The organism is Caldisericota bacterium (genome assembly GCA_034717215.1).
Lineage (GTDB): Bacteria > Caldisericota > Caldisericia > Caldisericales > Caldisericaceae > UBA646.
Genome location: JAYELD010000133.1, coordinates 1 through 26,142, shown reverse-complemented (window position 1 = coordinate 26,142; position 26,142 = coordinate 1). Strand labels below are relative to the sequence as shown.

Below are 26,142 nucleotides of genomic sequence, written 5' to 3'. Positions count from 1 at the left end.
GGTAAATTACGAACAAGACCTTAAAGTGTACATCGGAAATATTAATGCAATAGTGCATGTGTATATGGTAAACCCGGAAACAGGAGAAAAAATAGAAAATGCATTTTCTGCATCATACAAAGGCGGATACGAGAAAAAGATACTTACGGATTTGTGGTACAACCCGGGACAGATAGCTGGAACGAACATTGACACACTTCCCATATCGTTTGACTTTGATATTAATTTAGATGTTGTCTGGACAAGCGGCAATGTCGTGTTTAAATCTGTTTCTTTCAAAAAGATCACATCCTGCAACGAATGCCCTGCTTCAATCATCATTGAAGTATTCACAAAAAAAGAAGATACTTATCCGCTATGCGAAATTGTAAATAACGCCATAACGGTTAAGCCCATTATCAAAAAGCTTTACGCGGACTACGAGATAATCCCTCCGGGCGGAACATCGCGAAAAGAACTTCTTGCAGGCCTAAAAGAACCAATTTACATAACCGCTTCTTTTAGCAATCCTACTATAAAGTGGTCAATCACATACAATAACAATCCAATCGAAAATTACGGCCTACTATTTTATGTAACAAAAATAGATACAGGCAAATTCAAAATTGAATTTAATCTCCCTCTCCCGTTTGACGAACAATACTCGCCAAATACGCTTGCCATAAGAGGAGAAGCATACAACGAAGATTATGCGGAATCCGAGGAAGCACTGGTTGAAATTTTAGCACGAAAAACAATAACGGATGCTGTGCCACCGGAAATTGAAATTACACAACCAAAGCAAAATAGCATTACGAATCAAAAAATCATTAACATTGAGGGAAAAGCAACAGATAATATAGGGATCCTAAAAGTCCTTATACACAACACAGGAATTGATATAAGTGAATTGGGCGTTTTTGCAGAACCAGTCACGTTGAAGGAAGGAGAAAACAACATTCCAATTGAGGCAATAGATATTTCTGGGAATAAAACAACTGTAGAATTAAAAATTACGCTTGATACAGTCCCACCAGAGCTCACACTTTCTGCGCAAGAAGAAACGATAGAAAAAACAGCAGAGATAAGCGGGGAAACAGAAAAAGATGCTCTTGTGACAATCAATGAGAAAAAAGTAACGGTAAATGAAGATGGTACATTTAGCCTGTCCATGCAATTAGAAATAGGTAAAAATACATTCACAGTAATAGCAACAGACACAGCGGGAAACAAAACGACAAAAAAGGCAGAAATAGTGCGCAAAGAAAAAATTGTAATAGCGCTTATTATAGACAATCCTTATATGTACATAAACGAGATCTTGACAGAAATAGACCCGGGGCGTGGCACACAACCTGTTATCATACCAGAATGGGGCAGAACCGTTGTTCCAATTCGTGCTATTGCAGAAGCTTTAGGGGCCACAGTGGAATGGGATGCAATTGAAAGAAAAGTTACTATTACATTAAACGAGCAGAAAATAGAGCTATGGATTGGCAATCCAATGGCAAAAGTCAACGAGATAGGAGAATGGATAGACGAGGATAATCATGATGTAAAACCCATTATTATAAACGATAGAACTATGCTTCCTCTCCGTTTCATAGGAGAATCTTTAGGCTGCATAGTGGAATGGGATCCAGTAAACAGGATGGTAATAATCACATATATTCATTAAACACAATAGTGCATAAATAAAAAAGAGGGAGATATCTCCCTCTTTTTTATTGCTCCTTTTCGCGAAGGAGTCTATAAAAAAAGAATGCTCCTACAAGTGTAGGAATATAAAAGGTTGCTGAACGCCACAAAAGGGTAATTTGCGCAACCTTTCCCCCGGCAATGGATCTGAAAAAAGCAGCGAATGCCCCTTCCATAACACCTATCCCTCCGGGAGATGCTCCAATGCTTGTCGTAAACTGCACTGCAATTTGCGTGAGTATAACCTCCCAAAAGGAAAAAGGCACACCTAACGCCAAAAAAGAAACGGGTGTAACAAGGAAAAAGAGACACTGTGCAACAAGCGTAAGTAAAATAGTAACAACAATAGAAAATTTATTCTGGGAGAGAAAAAAATCCAGCCCTTCTGAAAATTCGCTAATTCCTTTTTTTATTCTTTCCGCCCGGCCACTTTTATGGAGAAGTACTCTATATATCCAATTTATGATTTTCTCTGCCTTCTTTGGATAACGCATAAAGAAAAACGCAAAAAAAGAAAGGAAGAACACAAACGCCGCAAGTCCCATAAAAAAATCTTGTTTAAGTCCTGTGATAAACCCTCGCGGAGCAAAAAACAAGATAAGCGAAAAAACAAGATAAACAACAAGGGTGAGTATCATATATACAGCACTTATTGCAACAGCCCTTCCAATTGTTTGAGAAAATTTTGACAAAAAGTAAACCTGCGTGGGAGCACCGCCAGAATAAAATGGCGTGATGTTAGCGCCAAAAATAGAAGCAAGCAAAATTTTAAAACTTTTTTTGAACGACAGCTTGCTTTTCGAAAAAAGAACAATCAAAGAAAATTTTAATGCATTCACCAACCAAATAACAATCATTAAGACAAAAAGCAAAGCAACATATCTATAGTTCAGTGTAGCAAATAAAATTTTGAAATTTGTTTCTCTAAATACAAAATAGAAAATGACAATAATAGTTGGGAAAAGAAAAAGGAGGGCTTGAGAAATCTTCTTTTCAAGGTTCTCTATCCCTCCCTTTTTCTCCCCTTTTGCCATAAAAACCTACTTTTCTATTTCATCTGAAACATTAAATTGCTCTATATTTCCGCCACCTTCTTTAATAATTTTTTCTTTCTTTTCTTTATATTCTTTAGTCTTTTTTGCTACATCAGGAAAATCTTTATCAAACACAGGCGTTGAAATCGATTCCCATTGCTTTGACAGCTTATTAAGATGCTTGCCAACTTCTCCGCTCATATTTTCGGCAGTGCCATCCGTGCTGCGTACACCAGGCAGTAAAGAAATTTTGCGGAAACAGTCAGGATTATCTACAAGTAAGCACGGCATAAGCAAATTGGTTGAATATGGCTGCATTTTTTGTATTTCCTTAAAAAATGGAAGCTGCAAAGCTTCTTTCAAAGACATATCATAAATATTCCCCTGGGACAAATGTATAAATGCACAGGGCTCTATACTGCCATCTGCTGTAATATGAAAGTATCTTCTCCCCCCTGCAAGACATCCGCCAGTATAAGGACCGTCGTTCCAGAAATCGGCTACAAATAAAGACCTACTGGACCTGACAGCATGAATCCGGTCGTAAGAACGCATGCGCTGCTCTGGAGTAAGCATCATGTTTATATCAGGAGTTCTCCCAACAGGAATATATTGAAAATACCATGCGATTTTCGCACCTTTGTTAATCATAAAATCTACAAACTCGTCACTTAATACTTCTTCTAAATTATCATGCGTTTCTGTTATAGAATAACCAAATGGAACACCTACCTCTTTCATATTATCCATCGCTTTCATTACTCTGTCCCAGGCACCCTCGCCTCTTCGTTCATCTGTTTTCTCTTTAAACCCTTCCACGCTAAAACACGGTATTGCATTTCCTGCATCGGCAAGCTCTTCCACAAATTTTCTTGTGAAGAGAGACCCGTTAGTATAAAACATAAATGCCATATCGTTATGCTCTTTGAAAACATCAAGAAGGTGCGGATAAACTGTCGGCTCTCCACCTGAAACAACAATAAAGTACATACCTAACTCTTTTGCTTCGTTAAGAACTCTATTAAATGTTTCAAGAGGCATTTCCTTTGCCTGTTCGTAAGAACCCGCCCAGCAACCTTTGCAATTATAGTTACACCGTTCGGTAGGGTCAATCAGCATAAAATAAGGGACATTGAAACCTTCTTTCTTTGTAATTGCACGTTCTTTTGCAACACCTATCCAGCTTGCATTTACAGCAAAATTCACGGCAAGCTTTTTCAGTATATCTTCCCTCGTATCTTTTATGAGATTAACAATAAGCTTTTTACCAGAATGGTCTAAATCTGTAATGCTCTTTATATTGCTAAGTTGCTCTTTAAATACCGGTAAAAAAGAAAATTTCTCACCCATTCCAGCAATTGCATTTACAGCCCGCTTGATCCTCTTTTCCGGATCTTTTTTTAAGTAAGACACAAGGCTTTCTGTCGCCTTTGTAAGAACTACTCTTTTTGTGCTCTCACCTAAACTCATTTCCCACCTCCTAATAATTTTATTCTCAGGGTAAATTAGCTCCCCATTTATAAATTTTTCTAATTAGTATTATCTTACATTTTTTGCTTAAAATTACAATACTTCTTTCAAAACAACTAAAACTTTTTTTTGCTCGTTTGCTGTAATAAGAGGGGTACTTTCAACAAACTTCTTCTCAATTACATTAAATTTCTCTACAGTAATTCGGCTTAAACTACTCAAGTTTCTTGCTGCCCATCTTTCGTCTTTGACAAACGCAAACATTATCTCTCCAAAAAATGAAAGGAGCACGGTATGATGCATTTTACACTTCAACAGTTCTTCTATGTTCACAATTTTTTCAATATCGGGTCTAAATTCCTTTGCAAACAACGCAAAAAGCAAGGCCACACGAAGTACGGTAGAAAGTGGGTTTTTTTCTCTTTCTAATTTTCGTGCGATGATAGTAGCTGATTTCACAATGCTCTCATTTTCGTACTGCTTAAACCGTTCTTTTATCCAATCGTGGATAAGCAAAAGCTCGTTTGTATCTTCCTCCACACCAAGGCGTTTCAAAACAACTTTTTTGGGAATGAATTTAATTTCCGAGCGCCCGGGCCCGGGTGTAAGATTGTATTTGACACCAAGTAAACCTTTTTTAGTTAGTGTTTGAAGAATATCGTAAGCAGTCCACTTGGTTACATTCAGCTTAGTTGCCACATCCTTGTAAGAAACAGGTTTATCAGTTTCTTTATACAAATTTGACAAAACCTCCAAAAACTCTCTCTGCCTATGCGTAATTTTTGTGAACATCTCTTTTCTAGAATAAAATCTTTCCAATTTACCCACCTTCCCTCTTAATTATAATATCCAATTGAATAATTATATTCCAAAATACCAATTAAGTCAAGTTGCAAAACATCCCAAAAAAATTATAATAGCTGGTAGGAGGACGCGAGAATGCATAGAATAAAAGGTATAGTAACAAATATACGAAAAAACAGAGAAATTTCTTTAATGAAAATCCAGGGGAAAAATGGAATATACACCGTTCAAACAAAAAATATTAAAGAGTATTTAGAAAAGAAACAGCCAATTCTCATCACGAATCTTCACAAAAAAAGAAATCTATTCAGAACAACGTTTCTCACCGGAGACAAAAGCCTTTTATCCCTTTCCCCGAATGTACCGCTTAGCGATGTAGAAATAAACGCATCTGCTCACTGCAATATTTTTTACCACATAATGAGTTTTACCGGGACCGAATTCAAAAGTCATGCAAAAGAAAGAACTTTTTATCATGCAATAAAAGGAATAAATGATGCGGACTCAGAAATTGCACAAATAGCGCTTAAATTCCCGCTAAAAATAAGAAGGAAGTTTATGTACAAACCTTTCGTTATCTCTAATAATTTTGGGATAATCGCTGAAAATGTATTGTTCTTTGGCAAACTCCCGTTAGTGTTCGAGGGAGATTCGGTAAAAGGCATCTTACTCAGCGTAATATCTAACCAGGATGAATTTGCAGAAATTAATGGCAAAAAAAGCACATTAGAAAAAAGGCCCGTATCAGCAGAAGAAAAACAAAATCTGTTAGATGCAAGAAATAAGATGGTTTTGCCGTATCTTAAAAAAAACATTAAGCAAGAAGATTTTAAGTGCAATAAAGAAAAGTGTGCCGCCTCTAAATACTGCAAAAAAATAAGCGAGCATCAAGAAGAATTTGCTATGTTCAGTAAATACTTTTCGTCATTTTTGGAAAAGGAAGCAAAGAATAAGAAAATTCTTCGCAAGGTATTTAGCAAAAACGTGCACCCCTTAAGAGGCGCCCTTGATATGTCCTCGAAAGCAATAGAGCAAAAAAAGGATGATTTTATTTATCAGCTAAAAATCCAGCATAATGAACCAATGTTTGAACAAAGAGAGGAAGTAATTCTCGCAGAAAAATTGCCACTAACCCGGAAAGCAAAAGGAGAAATCGTCGAAAAAACATTTGACGACATAAAAGTAAAAAGCAAAGATGAACTTGCCTCGCCAGGCAGAATAATCCCTTTGAATAAAAAAATCCCTGTAGAAAGCGGGCTGTTTGATTTCATATACGAAGATTCGAAATTAAAGAATATCTTTTTGGATAAAAGCAAAACGACACCTCAACCTTTCAAAGAAAATACATATATAGAAAATGACATTGAACAGAACAAAGCGGTAAATCTCATTCTAAATACGAATAATCTATGCATTATAAAAGGAGAAAAAGGCACAGGAAAAAAGTTTGTTGCAAAAAAAACAATCGAAAATATAATAAAAGATAGCAAGAAGGTACTCATAACAACCAGTTCGTGTAAAAAAGAATACGAGCAATTTTTTAAAGATCTGCTTAATGCTTCGCAAAAAAATGGTGAAACGCAACCATTAGTCACACTAAAAAAATTGAATGATAAAGATTTATACCTTGTGCCCCCAGCCGGCTTTGACTATCTATTCCTCTTTACCAATAGAAGCATCGATGAAAAAACAGCACTTTCTCTTTTCTCGAAAACCAGAAAAGTTATCATTTTCACTGACACTCTAACATACCCGTTCCTTGAGCACCTTAGTGAAAAATTTGCTCCCCTAAATACCGTAGAGCTTCTCACAGAACATAGATTTGGCGAGCATATCCTTCACTTTATACAACCAATCCTTTCATCAAAATTAAAAAGTACACCAGACAAGGAAATAAAAATAGTGAACAAAGAAACAATCGATGAGACATTTTTAGATGTTGTAAACCCTGAAAAATTTGTTGAATTTATAAGCGTGCAGGGCAAACCACATGGAAGGAAAAACAAATGGAACAATGCAGAGGCAGTATTCACGGTAGAAGCAATAAAAGAACTTGTAAAAAGCGGAGTGGAAAGAAACAATATAGAGGTTATCACAGCGCATGAAAGACAAAAAATGCTCCTGATAAAAATGCTTGAAGATGCAAAAATCCCTGATATATACATAAGCACGCCGAATGAATCAATGGAAAAAGATATTGTATTTGTCTCTTTAGTAAGCAAAAACATAAAAAATTCTCAAATGCGACAGAGGGAAGACATAAAAATTGCTCTGACAAGGTCAAGAAGCAAGCTGATAATTGTCGGAGATAAAACTGTAAAGAAATACTCCAAAACTCTTGCGACGCTACTGTAATGAAAAACACGGTAAAAATACCACTTAAACAAATTGCGCCGTCAGCATTTCAGCCGAGAAAACAATTTGATGAAGAATCAATAATGCACCTCTCTAAATCTATCAAAGAAATAGGCCTGATACAGCCTATTGTAGTAAGAAAAAAAAATGGCTATTTCGAACTGATAGCGGGAGAAAGAAGGGTAGAAGCAGCAAAGATTGCGGGGTTGACAAGTATTCCTGCAATTGTAAGAAACCTCTCCGACCTGGAAGCATTTCAAATGGCTTTTATGGAAAATATGGAAAGGAAAGACCTCAATCCCATAGAAATAGCAGAATCGATAAAGCAATTAAAAAAAGAGTTTGCTCTAACAGATGAAAAAATCGGAGAGCTTCTCAATATGGGAAGATCACAGGTGACTAACTATTTAAGACTTTTAAATTTACCACACACTATTAAAAAAGCACTCATTGAAAGCAAAATAACGATGGGGCACGCAAAAACTCTGCTAACGCTAAAAGAAAAAGATGCCAAGCAAATGTTAAAATATATTTCAGACAAAAACCTTTCCGTAAGAGAAACAGAGCAGGTAACAAGAAGAGAAAAATCGCTTATAAAGATGGAAGAATTATTAATACAAAGTTTCGGCACAAAAGTAAAGATACATGGCACAAAGAAAAAAGGAAAAATAGAGATACATTACTTCTGCGAAGACGATCTAATCCGTATTATCAGACGAATAAAGTAACAGTAGAAAATTTTAGTTTCAGAGTAAATGCGATTTTAAATAATAAAACAAAGGGCTTTTGATGTGCTTTAAGATCTTGTATCCTACTTCCCAGGGATGGTCAATATGCCCTGAATTAAATATTATTTTTTTTGCGCTTTCATTATCAAGACTTAAAAGAAATTTTTCCTTTTCAATATCGTTCATTGATCTGTAAATCTTTCTCAACACAATACCCTTTTTAATTTCGTTTCTCACAGGTATATCGCATAACCGCGCGTAATTTGAAAGCATTTTTTCCGAATAGTTCTTTTTGCTAAGTGCAGTTAAAAGCACCTGCGAGGCAATGTGTGCAGATATAAGCCCCGTGTGGAGCCCTCCCCCAGAAAACGGCTTTACTGCACGTGCTGCATCCCCAACCACAACAATGTTTTCCTTAAAAGGCCTGTCCATAAATCCTATTGGAATAAGCCAGGCAACACTGCTTTCAATATTAATTTTTTTCCCTTTTAAAAGAGCCCATCTTTTTTTAAGGGCATCAAAAAGCGGAAGCAAGTTTTCACCTCTGTCACTACCAAGGCCAATACGCGCCCTGCCACCGCCCAATGGAATTGCCCAGGCAAACCAGTTGGGAGAAATTTCATTATTTATATATAGGTAAGCAACATCATCATCAGGGAGAGATCCCGTCCCTTCCACCTGCAAAGTGCGGATTGTTTCTCCTCTCACCCTTTTAAAACCGGCAAGCCGCAGCACACTGGAATGCGCACCCGAAGCAATAACAAGAAGAGGGGTTTCAACAGTTTGAATAGAACGATTTTCATACTGAATATGAAGCCTTTTCCCTATCCGTTCAATGCTTTTTACACTGGAATTGAAAAGGTATACAGCACCGTTTTGCATGGCGCTTTCAGCTACTTTTTTATCAAAAGCGGTGCGGTCTATTACAACTGCATGAGTTTTGTTGTCTTTAAACGAGAATATTTTGTTTGAATATGAATAAAAAGAAGCTCCTTTTATTTTATTTAATACCATGGAATTATCAATACCGGCAAAAGAAATAAACTCTTTTGACACAAGTCCAGAACAGTGGTTTGGGAAACCAATCTCTTTTCTTTTTTCAAGAACAAGGACTTTTTCCCCTTGTTCGACAAGCTCCTTTGCAACAGTAGAACCCGCAGGTCCTCCTCCTATTACAACAACATCGTATTTTTCCACAAAACTATTCTACCAGATTTTACAGAAGCTACAACTCATTTTACATAAACAAGCCAGTTAAACGGATCTTTTTCATCACAAATTTTTGCATCGTCTCGCAATACAAATTTGCCATTAAAATAAATATATTTTTCTTTTATCTGCATAGCTTTTCCCTCCTGTTTGTCGTTTTATTACAAAAATTTTTTCCTTTATAAATTTTCTTTCATATTTTCATCACATTTAATTATTATACTTACAGCAGAAGTACAAATAAAAAATAGGAGGCAACAAATGAACAAAAAAATTAAAGGATTTTTAGTAGCATTAATAATTGGAGGAATAATTTTAACAGGAGCAGGAGTTGTTGCTGCAGGCAGCAGAAATGCCGATCGTCCAACTATAAACAGTGCAACATATAGATTCACCGGCAACGAAGATTGCAGCGAGCATAAGCAAGGAAGAGAAAGTGCAGGAGAATATGGGTTTGCTGGTTCTGCAAGAAATATAATGGAAAAGATCGCATCATATTTCGGAATAACTAAAGATGCACTGAAAGCAGAAAGACGGGATGGAAAGAGCTTGACAGAAATAGCAGAGGCAAACGGTATAACTCAAGAAGAGCTGGTAAACTTTATCACAAGCAGCAGAACAGAACAGTTACAAGCATTCCTTGATGAAGGAATAGTTGATCAAACAAGATACGAAACAATGTTAAATGCGTTTTCTGAAAGAGTAACGGAAATGGTAGAAAGAACAGAAATAGGGCCAAGAAGCGGAGCATTTGGCACTTCAGGGCACGGTAGATTAAGGAAAGGAACATGCACGCCATAATATAATTAATGTAACCCTCCTTTAAAGAATTATATATATGGGGAGCCCTTAGCTCCCCATTTTCATTAAATCACATATAGCCAGCATCCGACAATATCAAACCAATATCTTAATTGACATTAAATTTAAATTATGCTAAAATTTTGTTAATATGAATACAATAAGAACAGGTAACATTTTATATGCAAACCCTAATTTTTTAGACTCTAATGACAATTAATCTTTTAAAATAAAGAATTGCTGAAATTAATAACAAATGGCATAACTAAAAGTAATTATTATAAATGAGACATAAAATCGAAAGGAGAAGTGAATGATTCTTGTTGAGAAAGGAACGATCTTTACGGTAACAAAAGGCATTATAAAAAATGGAAGCATCTTGATCGGTGACAATGGACGCATCAAAAAAATCTCAAAAGACAAGATAGACGCCAAAGCGAAAAAGATAAATGCAAAAGGAAAGCTTATATTCCCTGGATTTATTGACGCACACACACATCTTGGGCTTTATGCATTAGAGGGAGGAGAGGAAAGTATGGATGGCAACGAAATGACAAATCCATCAACTCCAGGCATACGTGCAATTGACGCAATAAATCCGGATGATCCTGCCTTTAAAGATGCGCTTTCAGCAGGTATCACAATGATATTCACGGGTCCAGGTTCGGGAAATGTAATAGGCGGGCAAAGCGTAATAGTAAGAACATTTGGAAAAACAATAGAAGAGATGGTTATCAAAAATCCTGCAGGATTAAAATGCGCATTTGGCGAAAACCCCAAGCGCGTTTACGCGGAAAAACATCAACTTCCCACAACAAGAATGGGTACAGCAAAAATATTCAGAGAAACGCTTGCCAAAGCAAAAGAATACGTAGACAAGAAAAACAAAAAGAAAAAACCACCCTTCAACCTGAATATGGAGGCCTTGCTTCCTGTAATGCAACATAAACTCCCACTCAGGATTCACTCCCACAGGGCTGACGATATCCTCACGGCAGTGCGGATTGCAAAACACGAATTCGGACTGGACATTGTCATCGAGCACGGCACAGATGCAGCAAGAATAAGAGAAGTATTGGCAAGAGAAAAAGTGCCTGTTGTAGCAGGTCCTCTACTTGACACCTCGCCAAAAGCAGAAACAAGCTCCTCTTCATTTTCAACTCCTGCCCTTCTGGATAAAGCAGGCGTCCTTACCGCATTAATGACAGACCACCCTGTTGTCCCCATACAGTGCCTGCCTCTTCAAGCAGGATTAGTTGCATACCACGGAGGAGCAGGGGAAGAAAACGCCTTGAAAATGATAACGATCAATCCGGCACGCATACTGAAAATTGATAAAAAGTATGGAAGTTTAGAAGAAGGCAAAGTGGCAGATTTATCCATCTATTCGAAATACCCTTTTAGTTCAACAGCCAAAGCAGAATTAGTCATTGCAAATGGAAATATAGTATATGAGAGGTGAAAAAATGTATAAAATTATAGCAGAAAAAATATTTGACGGCACAAAAATCATTGAAAACGCAACCATTCTCTTTGACGAAAGCGGCATCAAATATGTAGGAAAAGACAACAAAGAAAAAGCAAAAAACACGTTTAAAGCAAAGTTTGTAACACCAGGATTTATCGACATCTCTTCCGGTATTGGCCTTAAGGAAGAATCTTTAGGGCGAATAGAAGGGAATGATTTAAACGAAGAGGCAAATCCAATAACACCAGAACTTCTTGCATTAGACGGCATTAACCCGTATGATGAAAGCTTTCCTAAAACGGTAAAGGGAGGCGTCACCACAAGTTTGGTTTTGCCAGGCCTTTCAAATAATATTGGAGGAAGAGGTACAATTATACACAACTCAGGTAACACGATAAAAGATATGACTATCAAATCGCCTTTTGGTATGCGCTTCTCCATTAACAGCATCCCAAAGTCAATCTACACTCCGCAAAAGAAAATGCCAATGACAAGAATGGGCAGCGCATATCTAATAAGAGAAGCACTTTATAAAGCAAAAGAATATGGAGGAAAGAAAAAGAAACAATTTTCCATGCAGGAAGAATCTCTTCTCCCCGTTTTAGAAGGTAAACAAAAAGCATTTTTTGCTGCTCTACGTGCAGACGATATCGCGACAAGCATTAGAATAACAAAAGAATTCAACCTGAATGCAGTTGTAACTTTTGCAATCGAAAGCGACCTTATGCTGGATATTATCAAAGAAAATAAAATACCTGTTGCATTTGGCCCTGTTATACTGTCACGCTTTGGAATAGAATTAAAACATCTTTCACCAAAAATCCCCGCAATACTCATAGAAAATGGCGTTGAAACAGCAATTATATCGGGACATCCGTTGTATCCCGCAGAATTCCTCCGCATTCAGCTTGGTCTTATTATTGCCGAAGGGATAAGCGCAGAAAAAGCACTGGCAACAGTTACGTCAGCTCCCGCAAAAATGCTGGGAATGAAAAAATACGGAGTAGTTAAAAAAGGTGCTATGTCAGACCTTGTTTTGTTCGATGGAAAACCGTGGGAAACAAAAACTGCAATAAAAAATGTATTCATAAATGGAAAATTAATATAATATATTAGGGAGCAGAGTATGTTTTCCCTCTACTTCTCCCTCTTTCTTTTGCAGCTTTGACAAGCGCGTGCTTAAACATAGCAGGAGCAAAAAGGTCTGTAACAATGATAACACCAATAGTTATCACCTTTATTATGCCGCCAATCTCGGGAAATGTGCTTTCGATAATCAAGACCAGAACAAGAGAAAGACCTGACTGGTTAATTAAGCCGACCGAACCAAATTTCTTTATAATGGGGTCTTTTGTCCCGATTATCAACCCGAGTTCCGTGAAAAGCCATTTTACGCCGATAAGTATTAAAACGATAGGAATAACTTTAATTATAGCGTGGACGTCCGTCAATGCATGGACAAGCGCAAAAAAGAGCAGATAAATAGCGGGGGAGATTTTATCCAGAACCTTCTGGAATTCTTCTCCTGCAAAAGTAAAATTCTGGATAAAAAACCCTGTAATAATGCTGACAAGCAATGGATCAATATGAATAAAACGGAATTGAGAAACAAGAAAAGCAAGAATAAATATAAAAACTGACAGTTCAACATTTACATGCCTCATATACAAAGCGACTAATCCACCAACAATTACGCCAACTGCAAGAGACCCTATTAACTCAACAATGCTTAAGATAACGGAAGAACCTTCCCCACCGAAAAGAGAAATAAGCATCGCAAAAAGCAAAATAACAATAATATCTTTTAAAATGGCGATGGCAAGGATTGTATCCCCCATCTCTGTCTTCTTGACGCCACTTTCTTTTATCACGGCAATAGTGGAAAGAGGAGATTTCAAAATAAGGAGTACACCCAGTAAAATCGCAGCTTTAAGCGGTGTTTCAAGTGAAATTTTTTGAAAAATCAGAAAAGAGGCAGTAAACACTCCTATAAAAGTAACACATGCAATAGATAGAGTAAGTTTTATAATGCCTCTGCCATGTTTTTTAAGGAACGACATTTTCATTTCCATCCCTGACTGCATAGCAATAAAAACAAGGGCAATTTCAGTAATAAAAGTTAAGTTGTTTAACGGTCCAAAATTCATAAGACCAAAAGAATAAGGAGAAAGAATAAGTCCTGCAATAAGATACCCTGAAATAGCGGGGAATTGTAGCAACTCAAAAAATTTTCCCAAAAAAAATCCTATAATGACAAAGAAAGCCAAAGAAAGCACTATATCAACCATAACAGACGGGGGTACTGTGACTCTCCTCACCAAGAACAACAGAAAAGTAAAAAATGCTGAAAGTATTAAGTATGCCATTTTTCACCCCTGTAAATAAATTCAAAAACAACGAGCAAAATAAAATACGAAATCGCCGTAAATGTAATAATGTAGGGCACCTTGGTTTCTATTGAAAGCGCTATGCCCAATGCGCCAATGGGAATAAAAAATATGCTTTTTCTTTTGAACAGAAGAAAAGTAAAAAGAAATCTGATAGGAACATACGCAATTAAAAACGCAAAAATTACAATGCTGCCCAACTGAAAGAATAAACCTGAAGAAAACAAAAGGGATAAAAATAATGGCTGTTCAATTCTCCCTACCATCGTTGAGGAATAACGGGGCTTCGAAAAAAAGGCTACAACAAAACCCATAAAAAAAGCGGAAAGGATAATCGAAGTATTAAACATCTGCGAAAGAGATGCAACAAGGAGTAAAAAACCAAGGACAAGGATGTATACTTCCATTTTTTTCAAAATGCGCTCGAAAGGAATAATTAAAAACCCTGCCAAACCAAAAACAACAGACAGCAAAACTCCCTTAAAACCATACATAGCAACAGTATAATATATTAAAACCAGCACAATGCTCAATTCACCGGCAATGACGGGTCTTTTGCCCTTCTTGATGCTAAAAAGTATGCTCGAAGAAGGAATTGAAAATATTGCAGAAAGAAAAATAGCTATATTCGTTGGATAAAAAAAATGCAGAACAAAAAAAAGAATAAAAAAGTTTAAAGAAACTAAAAACCCATAAAGAAAAGATTTAGTCCTGATTTCCTTTAATATCCCCTTCTCAAACTGAATGCCAAAACCAAATCCGGCAAATGCAAGAGCAAGGATAAAAAGCGGACAAAGACTGGTAAAAAAATCTTGCCCGGAAAAAACAAAGGAAAAGATAACGCCAAGTATATAAATTTCCAGCCCGGCAAAATGGAAAAACCCTCTTTTTTTCTCAAAAACAACACGAGCAGAGAAAAAAGAAACAGCAACAACAAAAAGAATAATAACAAAATACCCCTTCATTTTACCTATCCCCCGGCCTTAAATTATTTAAACCCCTCCAACACACTCCTTTAAATCTTCCCTCATATACGCATAGAACATTCCCTTCGTATTGTAACGAAAGGAAATATTGCCCGTCTTATCCAGAGCAATAAGCCCTGCTTTGCCGTTAATGACATCAAGGTCTTTTATAGCCTGCGTAACGGCTTTATCTAAATCTATTTTTTCAAGGTAGAATCCTATCCTCACTGAAAGTACAAGACGCATAATGTCTTCGCCAACACCTGTCGCAACAGCCCCAAAAGAATCATTTGCATAAAATCCTGAACCAACAAGTGGCGAATCTCCGATTCTTCCCACATGTTTAAATGGCACACCGCCCGTAGAAACAGCAACTGCAATCTTCCCCGCTTCATCCAATGCTACTGCACCTACCGTGTCACCGAACAGCGTTTTTTCATGAAGATTCACGGTACGCTCGGTAAGAAAATATTGTAATGGTTCAAATTGCATCCCTATTTCCTTTGCAAATGCCCCAGCACCTCTGCCTGTTAAGAAATTATGTTCTGATTTTTCCATAACAAAACGGGCAAGTTCAACAGGATTTTTCACATAAGTTACAGCAGAAACTGCTCCCATATTCAGCGTACTCCCATCCATTATGCCTGCGTCCATCTCTACGTTACCTTCTTCATTAAGGTAAGAACCTCTGCCTGCGTCAAATAAAGGATGGTCTTCAAGAATTTTTACTGCTTCTACAACTGCGTCAATAGAACTTTTTCCATTTTTTAGAACAGAAAAGCCAGTAGAGCATGCCTTTTTGCATACATCCACGCGAATAGGAACTTCTTCTTTAGATTTAATATCGCCTGCACCACCATGCACAATAATTCTTAACATATTATACCTTCCTTTTTTTGTTCAATAATACCAAAAAGACAGATTTAATCAAAGCACAGTAAAAAGTAATATATTATTGACAATAATGAATAAATCCGTATATTATATTGATAGTGGGGCTATAGCTCAGTTGGGAGAGTGCCTCCTTGGCGTGGAGGAGGTCAGGGGTTCAAATCCCCTTAGCTCCACCAACTTTTTATTTTTACAGAGGAAATGTGGAAAAAGAATACAATTACTTAGAAATTCAAAAAAAATGGCAAAAATATTGGGAAGAAAATAATTTTTACAGAGCAGAAGATTTCTCAGAAAAGCCAAAATACTATATTATGGTAATGTACCCGTATCCGTCAGGTTCCGGGCTTCATGTAGGCCACTGCAGAAATTACATCCCGGGAGATGTAGTAGCCAGATACAAAAGAATGAAAGGTTTTAACGTGCTAAACCCGATTGGATATGATGCATTTGGCTTGCCTACTGAAAACTATGCGATAGAAAAAGGTATACCGCCACAGGAAATTACAAAAAGAAATATAGAAATATTTAGGCAACAATTAAAAAATCTCGGTATTTCTTACGATTGGACAAGAGAAATAAATACCTCGTCTCCTGAATATTATAAATGGACAGAATGGTTTTTCCTTCTTTTGTACAAGCGAGGCCTTGCATACAAAAATTACAGCACCCAATGGTGGTGCCCGCACTGCAAAACAGTACTTGCCAACGAACAAATTATAGACGGTAAATGCTGGCGTTGTGATACTCCTGCTGTAAAAAAAAGGCTGACAGAATGGTTTTTAAAAATTACAGAATACGCTGATGCATTAGAAAAAGATTTAGAAACAATTGACTGGCCAGAAAAAATCAAATCAATGCAAAGAAATTGGATTGGCAAAAGTAAAGGTGCAGAAATAAACTTTAAGGCAGTAGCTCCGGATGATACTAAATACGATATCCCTGTTTTTACCACACGAGTAGACACAGTCTTTGGTGTCACATTCCTCGTTGTTGCACCCGAGCATCCTCTTGCAAAAACGCTCACAATAGAAAAAAACAGGGAAAAAGTTCTTGAATACATCAAAAAAGCGGAAAGTAAAAAAGAAATAGACCGCTTATCCACAGAAAAAGAAAAAACTGGAATATTTACAGGTTCCTATGCCATAAATCCATTAAATAGTGAGAAAGTACCTATCTTTATAGGCGATTATGTTGTTGGGACATACGGGACTGGTGTAGTAATGGGTGTCCCCGCACATGACCAGAGAGATTTCGTTTTTGCCAGAAAACATAAATTGCCGATAAAACAGGTAATAAGCCCTGACGGAAAAGAACACGAGTTAACTGAAGCATATACGGAAGACGGCATTGTGATAAATTCAGGAGCATTTGCCACATTAAAGAGTAAGGAAGCAAGAGAGAAACTTGCAACATACATTGAAAAAAATCATTTAGGAAGATCCGTTACCAAATATCATGTCAGGGACTGGCTGATATCCAGGCAGAGATACTGGGGTGCTCCAATACCTATTATCCACTGCGAAAAACATGGAATAGTCCCAGTGCCAGAAGAGGACTTGCCTGTCCTTCTCCCCAACGAAGTAGATTTCACGCCAAGAGACACAGGAGAATCTCCGCTTGCCAACGACCCTAACTTTGTAAACACTACCTGCCCAATATGTGGTAGACCAGCAAAAAGAGAAACCGACACACAAGACGGCTTCGCTTGTTCTTCGTGGTACTATCTACGCTATGTAGACCCTCACAACGACAAAGCTCCTTTTGACCGCAAAAAAAGTGATTATTGGCTACCCGTTGATCTCTACATTGGTGGCGCAGAACATGCCGTAATGCACCTTCTCTATTCGCGCTTTTACGCAAAAGTAATGTATGACGCAAAGCTTATCGGCTTTAGCGAGTCATTTAAAAAGCTTCTGAACCAAGGAATGATACTGGGAATAGACCATCAAAAGATGAGCAAATCAAAAGGAAACGTAGTAAATCCAGATGATGTGATAAAACAGTACGGCGCAGATACGCTACGCATGTACATTTTATTTATGGGTCCTTTTGATCAGGATGCTATATGGAGCATAGAAACCATAAACGGGACACACAGATTTATAAAAAAATTGTGGGCATTATTTACTGATGTAATAGAGGAAAAGGAAACAGAAAAAGTTGCACTCAAGGAAGAAAAAGAAATAAATGTGATACAAGATAAAATGATCCGAAAAATTACAGATCAGATTGAAAACTACAAATTCAATACAATGGTAAGCAGCTTTATGGAATGGCTCAATTTTCTTAACAAATTCATCCGAGAAATACCAGATATCACAAAAACAGACGCATTTACGGAAACACTGGAAACATTTATCAAAATGCTTGCGCCAATCGCCCCGCACATAGCAGATGAGCTATGGAGTAGATTAGGCCATAGAGAGAGTATACATTTAGAGCAATGGCCACAAGCAAAAGGGATTTATAAAGAAGAGAAGGCAAGCATTGTCCTGGAAGTCAATGGAAAAGTAAGAGATATGATTGAAATAGAAAAAGACACAGATGAACAAATTGTAAAAGAAACTGCATTGAACAGAGAGAAAATTAAAAGAATAACATCGGAAGGAACAATTTTAAAGATAATATACATTAAAAATAAATTGCTTAACATTGTATTAAAAAAATAATTCATTATAATGGCAACACTGCAAAAGTTATAAAACAGAAAAAGGAGTTGAAAATAATGGCAAATCCCAAGAAAAAAACAACAAGAAGTAAAAAGGGAATGAGACAGTGGAAAGAAAAAATTAAATCACCCAATTTAATTGAGTGTCCTCACTGCCACAATCTTGTTCTCTCTCATCATGTCTGCCCTTATTGCGGATATTACGATGGAAACCCTGTTGTTGCAATGAAAACAAAAAAAGAGAAGAAACCGACAACTTAATATGCATATTGCATTGGATGGCATGGGAGGGGATTATGCCCCCCAAGAAACAGTAAAAGGAGCAATAGAGACTTTAAAAGAATTAGAAGATATCCAGATTATCATAACCGGCGATAAAAGTTTAATTCAAAAAGAACTGCTTAAATATCCTTCAAAGCTGAAAGATAGAGTGTCTATATATCCTACAACACAAATTATTACGATGCATGATCACCCAAAAGATGCACTTCTTACAAAAAAAGATTCTTCTCTGTACAAAGCAATAGAGCTCGTAAAAAACAAAGAGGCAGCAGGAATTGTCAGCGCAGGGAATACTGGCGCACAAATGGCTATTTCACTATTTGTACTGGGCAGAATAAAAGGAATAATACGCCCTGCGATCGCAGTACCTATGCCTTTTCCACATTCAATGGGTTTACTAATAGATGCCGGAGCAAACACTGATTGCAATACAAAACAGCTTATCCAATTTGCTCTCATGGGTAAAGTGTACCTTGAAAACATATTGAAAAGAAAAGTAACCATAGGGCTTTTGAATATAGGAAACGAGGAAGAGAAAGGCTCAAAACTTACACAAGAAGCTTATCAATCACTTAAAAACATGTTTGAGGAATTCAAAGGACATATAGAAGGGGATAATATACTAACAGGAGAAGTAGATTTAATCGTTACAGATGGCTTTACCGGGAATGTAGCACTAAAAACAATAGAAGGCACAGCTGAGCATATTATTGGCGCATTAAAAGCAGAAATTAAAAAGAGCAATCTCGCAGCCATGGGGGCACTCCTCATGAAAAACGCAATGAAAAACCTATTTAAACAATTCGATTACGAAGCATTCGGCGGTTCGCCCCTTTTGGGAACAAATGGCATTTCCATTATCGCACATGGCCGCTCATCACACATTGCAATAAAAAACGCCATCAAAATGTGTTATAAAATGGAAAAAGAAAAGATTATTAAAAAAACGATTCAGCAACTAAATCATGGAAACTTTGCATAAAACCATTTACACAAAACTTAGAAAGCTCGAGAAATTTATAAAAAGGAGAATTTCTCCCTCGAAAAGAAAATTATTCATTAGGGCAATTACTCATTCCTCGTTCAGCGGAGAATTTCCTGACTACGCATCAAATGAAAGGCTTGAATTTTTAGGAGATGCAGTGCTATCACTTGCTGTTACAGATTACCTCTTCAGCCACTTTCCATTTCTTTCAGAAGGCGAACTCAGCAAAAAACGAGCTTACATAGTGAGTGAAAAAGGCCTGTCAGAAAAAGCACTGTTGCTAAACACAGGGGACCTCCTGTTATTCGGAAAGGGAGAAGAAAGAAGTGGAGGCAAGTTCAAAAAAGCATTACTTGCAGACGCCCTTGAAGCAATTATTGCAGCAATATTTATCGCATTTGGATTTGCTGAGGCAGAAAAATTCATTTTAAGAATACTGTCACCGGAACTAAAAGAGGTTGAAAACATAGAAACAACGGACTATAAAACACAACTGCAAGAAATCACTCAAAAAAAATTCCATACCACACCTGAATACATAATAGTAAAAGAAACTGGATCACCAAGAAATAAAATGTTTTTTGCAAAAGTATCGCTCGATGGAACTATACTAGGACGGGGAAAAGGGATCTCTAAAAAAGAAGCAGAAGAATATGCAGCTAAAGAGGCACTACAAAATGAAACTATTAAAAACGATCAAGAAAATATTTGAGAAAAACGACAGTAATTCCATTGAAAATATTGAAGGATTCATGCTTGAAAACAATTTCGGCGTAGAATTTACTGAAAATTTCATTGAAAAAATCAAAGAAGAGAAGGTTACAGGTAAAAATATAGAAGAAACTTTAAAAGAAGATATAAAAATCATTTTAAATAATACTAATTCAAAAATACAATTCAGTAACAGCAACCCCACCGTATTTCTCTTCGTGGGCACGAACGGGACAGGCAAAACAACAAGCATAGCAAAATTGGCACACCTCTACAAAAATCAGGGCAAGAAAATAATGTTAGTTGCAGGAGATACATTCAGGGCAGCAGCATCCAAGCAATTAGAAATATGGGCAAACAAATTAAACATCCCCGCAGTAATGCAAAAAGAGGGAAGCGATCCGGGGGCAGTGGTGTTCGATGGATTAAATAGCGCTATAAGCAAAAATATAGATATTCTGCTTATAGATAGCGCAGGGAGAGTAGAAACCAAGAAAAACCTGCTGCAAGAACTCCAAAAAATAGAACGCGTCATCGAAAAAAAAATTGGCCGTAAACCAGATGAAACATTGCTTGTGCTTGACGCATATACAGGACAAAATGGCATTGCTCAAATCGAAACATTCTCATCAATGGTGAACATTTCAGGCATAATACTTACAAAAATTGATGGCAGTTCATCCGGGGGAATAATAATACCAATTATCCAAAAATACGGAATACCCGTAAAGTTCATTTGCACAGGCGAAAACATGGAAGATATAGAACAATTTAATGCAGAAGCATTTATTGAAATGCTTTCTGGTTGACAAATCTAAATTTTTGTATATTATTTCTAAAAACAGGAGGTAAAAATGAAACAAGAAATATTAACACCAAAAGAGAAAAAAATACGTAAAAAAATACACATAAGAGAGCTTATGGAAACATATCCAGGGCTTCTTACAGATAAGGAAAACAAAATTCTCTCCATGTTTACACAAAAAAACGCAACCGGAGCAAATATAGCAAGAAAGCTAAACATTTCACGACAGGCAGTGCATGATCACGTAAGAAGAGCACTAACGCGTATGGAAAATTGCGAAAATAAAATAGGAAATATGGAAAAAAACAGAAAAACATCGATATACATAAGCAAGATGAGAAAAATACTTGAAACAGCAGCAAAAGAAACGCCCAAGCAGAAAAAAGCATTAGAAGAAGCGTTAAACATACTGAAGAAAATAGAAAAAAACATTTAAGGAAGTGATTGCTTATCTTTGACAATTTAAAAATAAATTTACAAAACATTTTCAAAAAATTACGCAGCAAGGGAAAACTCTCAAACGAAGATATAAAAAACAGTTTAAGAGAAATACGGGTTATTCTGCTCGAAGCTGACGTAAACTATAAAATTGTAAAAGAAATTGTAAATAAAGTTGCAGAAGAAGCAAAGAAACAAAATATTGTAGAGAGTCTTACGCCTGCCGAACAAATTATCACAATTCTTTATAATGAAATTAAAAATATTCTTGGTGATGCATCTCCTCTTAATATTAAACCTAATAAAAGAAATCTCGTTATGCTTATAGGCCTCCAGGGAAGCGGAAAAACAACAACAGCAGCAAAATTAGCTAAATTTCTAAAAGAACAGGGAAAACGCCCCCTTCTTATACCTTTTGATTTTAAAAGGCCAGCTGCAATGGAGCAACTTATAACACTTGCAAAAAATAATAACCTTGAAGTATTCGAAGAAATGACAGGCAATCCTATTCCTGTATTAAAAAAAGCATTAGCTTATATGGAAACCAATCAATTTGATATAGGGTTAATAGACAGCGCAGGAAGAAAAGAAATAGATACAGAGACAATGGAAGAGTTAAGGACGGTAGCAAACACATTTACCATAAACGAAGTTCTACTTGTGCTTGACAGTACAATAGGACAAGGCGCACTTAAAATTGCAGAAGGATTTGAGCAATATATCCCACTTACAGGTAGTATCTTTACAAAATACGACAGCAGCGCAAAAGGTGGGAGTATCCTTTCCTTTCGGGGCGTGACAGGAAAACCCGTAAAATTTATAGGAGTAGGCGAAAAAATAGATGACATCGAAATATTTCACCCAGAAAGAGTAGTATCAAAAATCGTAGGGAGGGGAGATCTTGCAACACTCGCCGAGAAAGCAGAACAAACAATATCCAGGGAGGAAGGCAAAGATTTATTCGAAAAAATACAAAATGATACTTTTGACTTAAATGATTACAAAAATCAACTAGAGGCAATCAAAAAAATGGGCGGATTTTCCAGTATTCTTTCATCAATGCCGGTAATCCCTGGGATGAATTTAAACACATTAAACGATGAAAAAATGCTTGCAAAAACAGAAGCAATTATAAACGGAATGACAAAAGAAGAGAAAGTAAACCCGGAAATTATAGATGGCTCAAGAAAAAAAAGGATAGCAAAAGGATCAGGCGTAACAAATCATGAAATAAACGTGTTTCTAAAAAACTACACAATGTTCAAAAAGTTTATGCAAGGCACAAAAAATGTAAAAAGTATTGACCAAATCCTTAAATTAAGGTAAAATGGTTGGTATAAAAGAGTTTACAAGGAGGTTCTATATTGGCTGTAAAAATTAAATTATCTAGAGTAGGAGCACTTCATCGGGCAGCCTACAGGCTTATTGTTACTGATTCGCGTAGCGCGACAGATAGCAATTTTATTGAAATTGTCGGGTTCTGGAATCCTATTCCAGAAAAAGAAGAAATCCAGTTAAAGAAAGATCGTATTCTCGACTGGCTTAAAAAAGGTGCACAGCCTACTGATTCAGTAAAAAAAATTCTGGAAAGAGGCAATGTGTGGAAAGAGTTTATGGAATCTAAAAAGGGAGGCAGTAAATAATGAAAGAATTAGTTGAAACTATCGTAAAAGCATTAGTTGATGTACCAGAAGAAGTCGTCATTACAGAAATTGCAGGAGACCAGGCAGTCATCTATGAAGTCAAAGTATCTGATAAAGATATCGGCAAAGTTATTGGCAAACAGGGCAGAACAGCAAATGCGCTTAGAGTAATTGTGAAAGCAGCTGCGAGCAAAATCGGGAAGAACGCAAGCGTTCAGATTAACTCTAAGCCTAAAGAAGAAACAATGACAATATAGGCAGGGAAGCCCGATGAATACGCTCCGAATTAAACAAAATATTTTAGTAAAAGTAATTGTAACCGAAAAATTTAAAGAGGATTACAAAAAGGAATTAAATAAACAGATAGAAGCAGCTGAAAACAAAGTAAAAGGTTTAAAATCGTCTCTTGCTAAGCTTGTTATAGAGAGTGCAGGTAAAAAAAATGCAAGCTACATAGAATCCTTAAAAGCACGCATAGAAGAGGAAAGAATGCTTCAAGAAGGATTAATGGGTGAATTAAAAGGGAAAATCACAGAAATAGATAAGCTGAAAATTGATGACCTTTTCCCGTATACAATGCTGGAAGGAAGTATAGAGATAAAAGAAGGCGATAATCTTTGGCAAAAAGTTACAGGTGCGGAAATAGTGGTAAAAGATAACATTGTTATTTCTATAAAAGAAAGTTAATTATAGAAAAATAGATTAATAAAAAAGGGGAGCAAAAGCTCCCCTTTTTTATTATTTATATACCTCATTTTTATAAATACTTTCAATAAATTCGATATCAAGCTTAATAGTGAAACGCAATTCTACAGGGCAAACTGCCAATTCAGGTGTAGGTTTGGTGCGGAAGGGGGGACTCGAACCCCCATGAGCTTTAACCACCCACTGGGACCTGAACCCAGCGCGTCTGCCAATTCCGCCACTTCCGCTTATTTCTTTTTTATTGTGATAACAAACACGGCAGGAGTTTTTCTTACATTTTCCCTGAAAACTCTTTTTACCGTTTTCTCAATTTGCTTTTTTAATTCGTTGTGTTGCGCACTTATTTTAGCAGATTTTTTAACTGTTTCAACTATTTTTTCTTTGGTGTTCTTTATTATTTCTCCTTCGCTACCTCTTGGAAACAATATACCTCTCGATTCTACATAAATAGGGTTTACAATTTTGCTGTCTTTACTCATAGATACAACAACAAATACCATTCCCTTGTATGCCATTTCCCTTCGCTCTGAGATAGCAGGAAACTCTACTTCAGTGTCCTTAACGGGGATCATCACTTTGCCTTCTATAATAACAGCGCCGGATTTTATCCGTGGAATACGCTTCATTTTTCCCTCTACAATTTGCACACCTGCACCATTTTCAAGTATAAATACATTTTTTTTTCTTATTCCACATTCGTTTGCAATCTTTTCCGCTGCCACAAGATGCCTGTATTCTCCATGTAGCGGCACGAAATACTTTGGTTTTAACAAGTTTATCATAAATTTTACATCTTCATGAGAGCAATGTCCCGAGAAATGTATTCCATCTGCCTTCCGATAATATACATTGGCTCCTAGCTTAAACAATCTATTAATAGTGTTAGCTACTTCTCTTTCATTTCCGGGGATTGGATCAGCAGAAATAACTACAGAGTCCCCTGCCACTACAGAAAATCCTTTATGGACAGAATTAGAAATTCTTGAAAGCCCTGACATTGGCTCCCCTTGAGTACCTGTTGTTATAAATACAAGTTTATTTTTTGGAACAGCAGCAATTTCCGATTGGTCTATCTCCACAGCTTTAGGGATTTTTATATACCCCAGTTCTTTTGCTATTCGCATACTTTCGAGAATACTTTTCCCGTCAAATACAACTTTTCTTTCAAATTTTTCCGCTACATTTACGAATTGCTGTATTCTGTGAATATTCGTAGAAAATGAAGCTGCGATAATCCGTCCTTGTGCCTCCTGGAAAATCTTTACTAAATTTTTTCCTATAAGCGATTCCGATCCGGTAAATCCCTCTTCATCTGCATTTGTGCTATCTGAAAACAGAGCAATTACCCCTTCTTTCCCCAATTCTTTAAGCCTTTTAATATCCATCGGCTTACCATCCACAGGGGTCTTATCTATTTTATAATCTCCAGTGTGATATATATATCCAAATGGTGTTTTTATTGCAATGCCAAAAGTTCCGGGTATGCTGTGTGTCATCCTTATAAATTGCACATTGAAAGCGCCTAATTGTAAAATATCCCCATTTTTTACCTCTCTAAAATGCTGATGTTTTTTTAAACTCGTTGGAATCATCCCTTTCACTAAACCAAGCGCCAGCTGGGAACCAGCAATAGTTGGAGGAGTCACATCTTCCAATAAATATTTAAGCCCTCCGATATGATCCATATGACCATGTGTGAACAATATTCCTTTCAGATGCTTTTTCCTCTTTTTAAGATAAGAAAAATCGGGGATAATAAAGTCTACGCCCGGCATATTGGCAGAAGGAAACTTAAACCCCGCATCAATAAGCAACAGGTCACCACCCATCTCAAAAAGAGTGGAATTTTTCCCAATTTCTCCTATTCCCCCTATTGGTATAATTTTTATGTTTTTTTTCATATTAAATTTGCGTCTTTAATGTCATCTCCTTGCTAAAGGAATAAAGTCGCTTGCCCTCCTTTGCTTTAAATTAAATTCTTTTTTTACTTTTATATCTTAATTACTAAAATTAAAATTTTTCCTTTCGGTGTCCAGTGCTCATCTCTTGACAACTCTCCGTTTATCTGTACAATAAACTAGCATTGGGGCGTAGCCAAGTGGCAAGGCAACGG

The 26,142-nt window shown here is 36.7% G+C and carries 24 protein-coding genes and 2 tRNA genes; 17 read left to right on the top strand and 9 right to left on the bottom strand.

Annotated features, from left to right (window positions below):
• Positions 1-1,657 (top strand): stalk domain-containing protein (locus tag U9Q18_05695; protein ID MEA3313850.1); only part of this gene is annotated, 1,657 nt, incomplete at its 5' end.
• A 46-nt stretch (positions 1,658-1,703) separates the two neighbouring features.
• Here U9Q18_05695 and U9Q18_05690 read toward each other — a convergent pair.
• The 3 genes from U9Q18_05690 to U9Q18_05680 all read right to left on the bottom strand — a co-directional run bounded on the left by U9Q18_05690 (position 1,704) and on the right by U9Q18_05680 (position 5,000).
• On the bottom strand, positions 1,704-2,711 hold the full coding sequence (locus tag U9Q18_05690) for a flippase-like domain-containing protein (protein MEA3313849.1): 1,008 nt from the start codon (positions 2,709-2,711) through the stop codon (positions 1,704-1,706).
• Between the two features lie 6 nt (positions 2,712-2,717).
• A complete protein-coding gene (locus U9Q18_05685; GenBank protein ID MEA3313848.1) occupies positions 2,718-4,181 on the bottom strand; it encodes a radical SAM protein in 1,464 nt (487 codons plus the stop codon).
• A gap of 93 nt (positions 4,182-4,274) precedes the next feature.
• Positions 4,275-5,000 (bottom strand): hypothetical protein, encoded by a 726-nt coding sequence (locus U9Q18_05680; GenBank protein MEA3313847.1) that lies wholly within the window; start codon positions 4,998-5,000, stop codon positions 4,275-4,277.
• A gap of 120 nt (positions 5,001-5,120) precedes the next feature.
• Between U9Q18_05680 and U9Q18_05675 the strand changes: the two genes are divergently transcribed.
• Together U9Q18_05675 and U9Q18_05670 are read left to right on the top strand one after the other, a co-directional pair.
• Positions 5,121-7,340 carry an AAA domain-containing protein gene (locus tag U9Q18_05675; GenBank protein MEA3313846.1) on the top strand — a complete coding sequence of 740 codons (2,220 nt, stop codon included), beginning with the start codon at positions 5,121-5,123 and terminating at the stop codon, positions 7,338-7,340.
• Positions 7,340-8,068 carry a ParB/RepB/Spo0J family partition protein gene (locus U9Q18_05670; GenBank protein MEA3313845.1) on the top strand — a complete coding sequence of 243 codons (729 nt, stop codon included), beginning with the start codon at positions 7,340-7,342 and terminating at the stop codon, positions 8,066-8,068. Before U9Q18_05675 ends, U9Q18_05670 begins: the two co-directional genes overlap by 1 nt.
• 18 nt (positions 8,069-8,086) lie before the next feature.
• Here U9Q18_05670 and U9Q18_05665 read toward each other — a convergent pair whose 3' ends face one another.
• Complete coding sequence (locus U9Q18_05665; protein ID MEA3313844.1) at positions 8,087-9,265, bottom strand: NAD(P)/FAD-dependent oxidoreductase; 1,179 nt, start codon at positions 9,263-9,265, stop codon at positions 8,087-8,089.
• A gap of 273 nt (positions 9,266-9,538) precedes the next feature.
• Here U9Q18_05665 and U9Q18_05660 point away from each other — a divergent pair, with 273 nt between their 5' ends.
• From U9Q18_05660 to U9Q18_05650, 3 genes are all read left to right on the top strand, one after another.
• The gene (locus tag U9Q18_05660) at positions 9,539-10,078 is read left to right on the top strand and encodes a hypothetical protein (GenBank protein ID MEA3313843.1); all 540 of its coding nucleotides are present in this window, start codon (positions 9,539-9,541) and stop codon (positions 10,076-10,078) included.
• 313 nt (positions 10,079-10,391) lie between these two features.
• Positions 10,392-11,540: an amidohydrolase family protein gene (locus tag U9Q18_05655; protein MEA3313842.1), complete on the top strand. Its 1,149-nt coding sequence runs from the start codon at positions 10,392-10,394 to the stop codon at positions 11,538-11,540.
• A 4-nt stretch (positions 11,541-11,544) separates the two neighbouring features.
• Entirely contained in the window at positions 11,545-12,654 is a 1,110-nt protein-coding gene (locus U9Q18_05650; protein MEA3313841.1) for an amidohydrolase family protein, read from the top strand.
• Positions 12,655-12,658: 4 nt separating this feature from the next.
• Here the strand turns inward: U9Q18_05650 and U9Q18_05645 are convergent, their stop codons facing one another.
• From U9Q18_05645 to U9Q18_05635, 3 genes are read right to left on the bottom strand one after another with little or no spacing between them, the layout of a single operon-like run.
• Positions 12,659-13,912 (bottom strand): cation:proton antiporter, encoded by a 1,254-nt coding sequence (locus U9Q18_05645; protein MEA3313840.1) that lies wholly within the window; start codon positions 13,910-13,912, stop codon positions 12,659-12,661.
• A complete protein-coding gene (locus U9Q18_05640; GenBank protein ID MEA3313839.1) occupies positions 13,900-14,898 on the bottom strand; it encodes a hypothetical protein in 999 nt (332 codons plus the stop codon). Before U9Q18_05640 ends, U9Q18_05645 begins: the two co-directional genes overlap by 13 nt.
• A gap of 27 nt (positions 14,899-14,925) precedes the next feature.
• Positions 14,926-15,777 carry an isoaspartyl peptidase/L-asparaginase family protein gene (locus U9Q18_05635; protein ID MEA3313838.1) on the bottom strand — a complete coding sequence of 284 codons (852 nt, stop codon included), beginning with the start codon at positions 15,775-15,777 and terminating at the stop codon, positions 14,926-14,928.
• Between the two features lie 115 nt (positions 15,778-15,892).
• Here U9Q18_05635 and U9Q18_05630 point away from each other — a divergent pair.
• The 11 genes from U9Q18_05630 (at position 15,893) to U9Q18_05580 (ending at position 24,011) form a co-directional block, all read left to right on the top strand.
• A tRNA-Ala gene (locus U9Q18_05630) sits at positions 15,893-15,968 on the top strand.
• Positions 15,969-15,992: 24 nt separating this feature from the next.
• Positions 15,993-18,461: a leucine--tRNA ligase gene (leuS, locus tag U9Q18_05625; GenBank protein MEA3313837.1), complete on the top strand. Its 2,469-nt coding sequence runs from the start codon at positions 15,993-15,995 to the stop codon at positions 18,459-18,461.
• Positions 18,462-18,517: 56 nt separating this feature from the next.
• Positions 18,518-18,721, top strand: coding sequence for a 50S ribosomal protein L32 (gene rpmF, locus U9Q18_05620; GenBank protein MEA3313836.1), 204 nt, complete (start codon positions 18,518-18,520; stop codon positions 18,719-18,721).
• A 1-nt stretch (position 18,722) separates the two neighbouring features.
• Positions 18,723-19,724, top strand: a complete 1,002-nt coding sequence (gene plsX, locus U9Q18_05615) for a phosphate acyltransferase PlsX (protein MEA3313835.1) — start codon at positions 18,723-18,725, stop codon at positions 19,722-19,724.
• Positions 19,717-20,439 (top strand): ribonuclease III, encoded by a 723-nt coding sequence (gene rnc, locus U9Q18_05610; protein ID MEA3313834.1) that lies wholly within the window; start codon positions 19,717-19,719, stop codon positions 20,437-20,439. The genes plsX and rnc overlap by 8 nt, the downstream gene beginning before the upstream one ends.
• Positions 20,405-21,247: a signal recognition particle-docking protein FtsY gene (ftsY, locus tag U9Q18_05605; GenBank protein ID MEA3313833.1), complete on the top strand. Its 843-nt coding sequence runs from the start codon at positions 20,405-20,407 to the stop codon at positions 21,245-21,247. The genes rnc and ftsY overlap by 35 nt, the downstream gene beginning before the upstream one ends.
• A gap of 45 nt (positions 21,248-21,292) precedes the next feature.
• The gene (locus tag U9Q18_05600) at positions 21,293-21,679 is read left to right on the top strand and encodes a sigma factor-like helix-turn-helix DNA-binding protein (GenBank protein MEA3313832.1); all 387 of its coding nucleotides are present in this window, start codon (positions 21,293-21,295) and stop codon (positions 21,677-21,679) included.
• A gap of 8 nt (positions 21,680-21,687) precedes the next feature.
• Positions 21,688-23,007: a signal recognition particle receptor subunit alpha gene (locus U9Q18_05595; GenBank protein ID MEA3313831.1), complete on the top strand. Its 1,320-nt coding sequence runs from the start codon at positions 21,688-21,690 to the stop codon at positions 23,005-23,007.
• A 38-nt stretch (positions 23,008-23,045) separates the two neighbouring features.
• Positions 23,046-23,324: a 30S ribosomal protein S16 gene (gene rpsP / locus U9Q18_05590; protein MEA3313830.1), complete on the top strand. Its 279-nt coding sequence runs from the start codon at positions 23,046-23,048 to the stop codon at positions 23,322-23,324.
• Complete coding sequence (locus U9Q18_05585) at positions 23,324-23,581, top strand: KH domain-containing protein (protein MEA3313829.1); 258 nt, start codon at positions 23,324-23,326, stop codon at positions 23,579-23,581. Before rpsP ends, U9Q18_05585 begins: the two co-directional genes overlap by 1 nt.
• Before the next feature lie 13 nt (positions 23,582-23,594).
• The gene (locus tag U9Q18_05580) at positions 23,595-24,011 is read left to right on the top strand and encodes a YlqD family protein (protein ID MEA3313828.1); all 417 of its coding nucleotides are present in this window, start codon (positions 23,595-23,597) and stop codon (positions 24,009-24,011) included.
• A 155-nt stretch (positions 24,012-24,166) separates the two neighbouring features.
• Here the strand turns inward: U9Q18_05580 and U9Q18_05575 are convergent.
• Both U9Q18_05575 and U9Q18_05570 read right to left on the bottom strand, forming a co-directional pair.
• Positions 24,167-24,256: transfer RNA gene (locus tag U9Q18_05575), tRNA-Leu, on the bottom strand.
• A complete protein-coding gene (locus U9Q18_05570) occupies positions 24,257-25,930 on the bottom strand; it encodes a ribonuclease J (protein MEA3313827.1) in 1,674 nt (557 codons plus the stop codon).
• Positions 25,931-26,142: the final 212 nt, after the last annotated feature.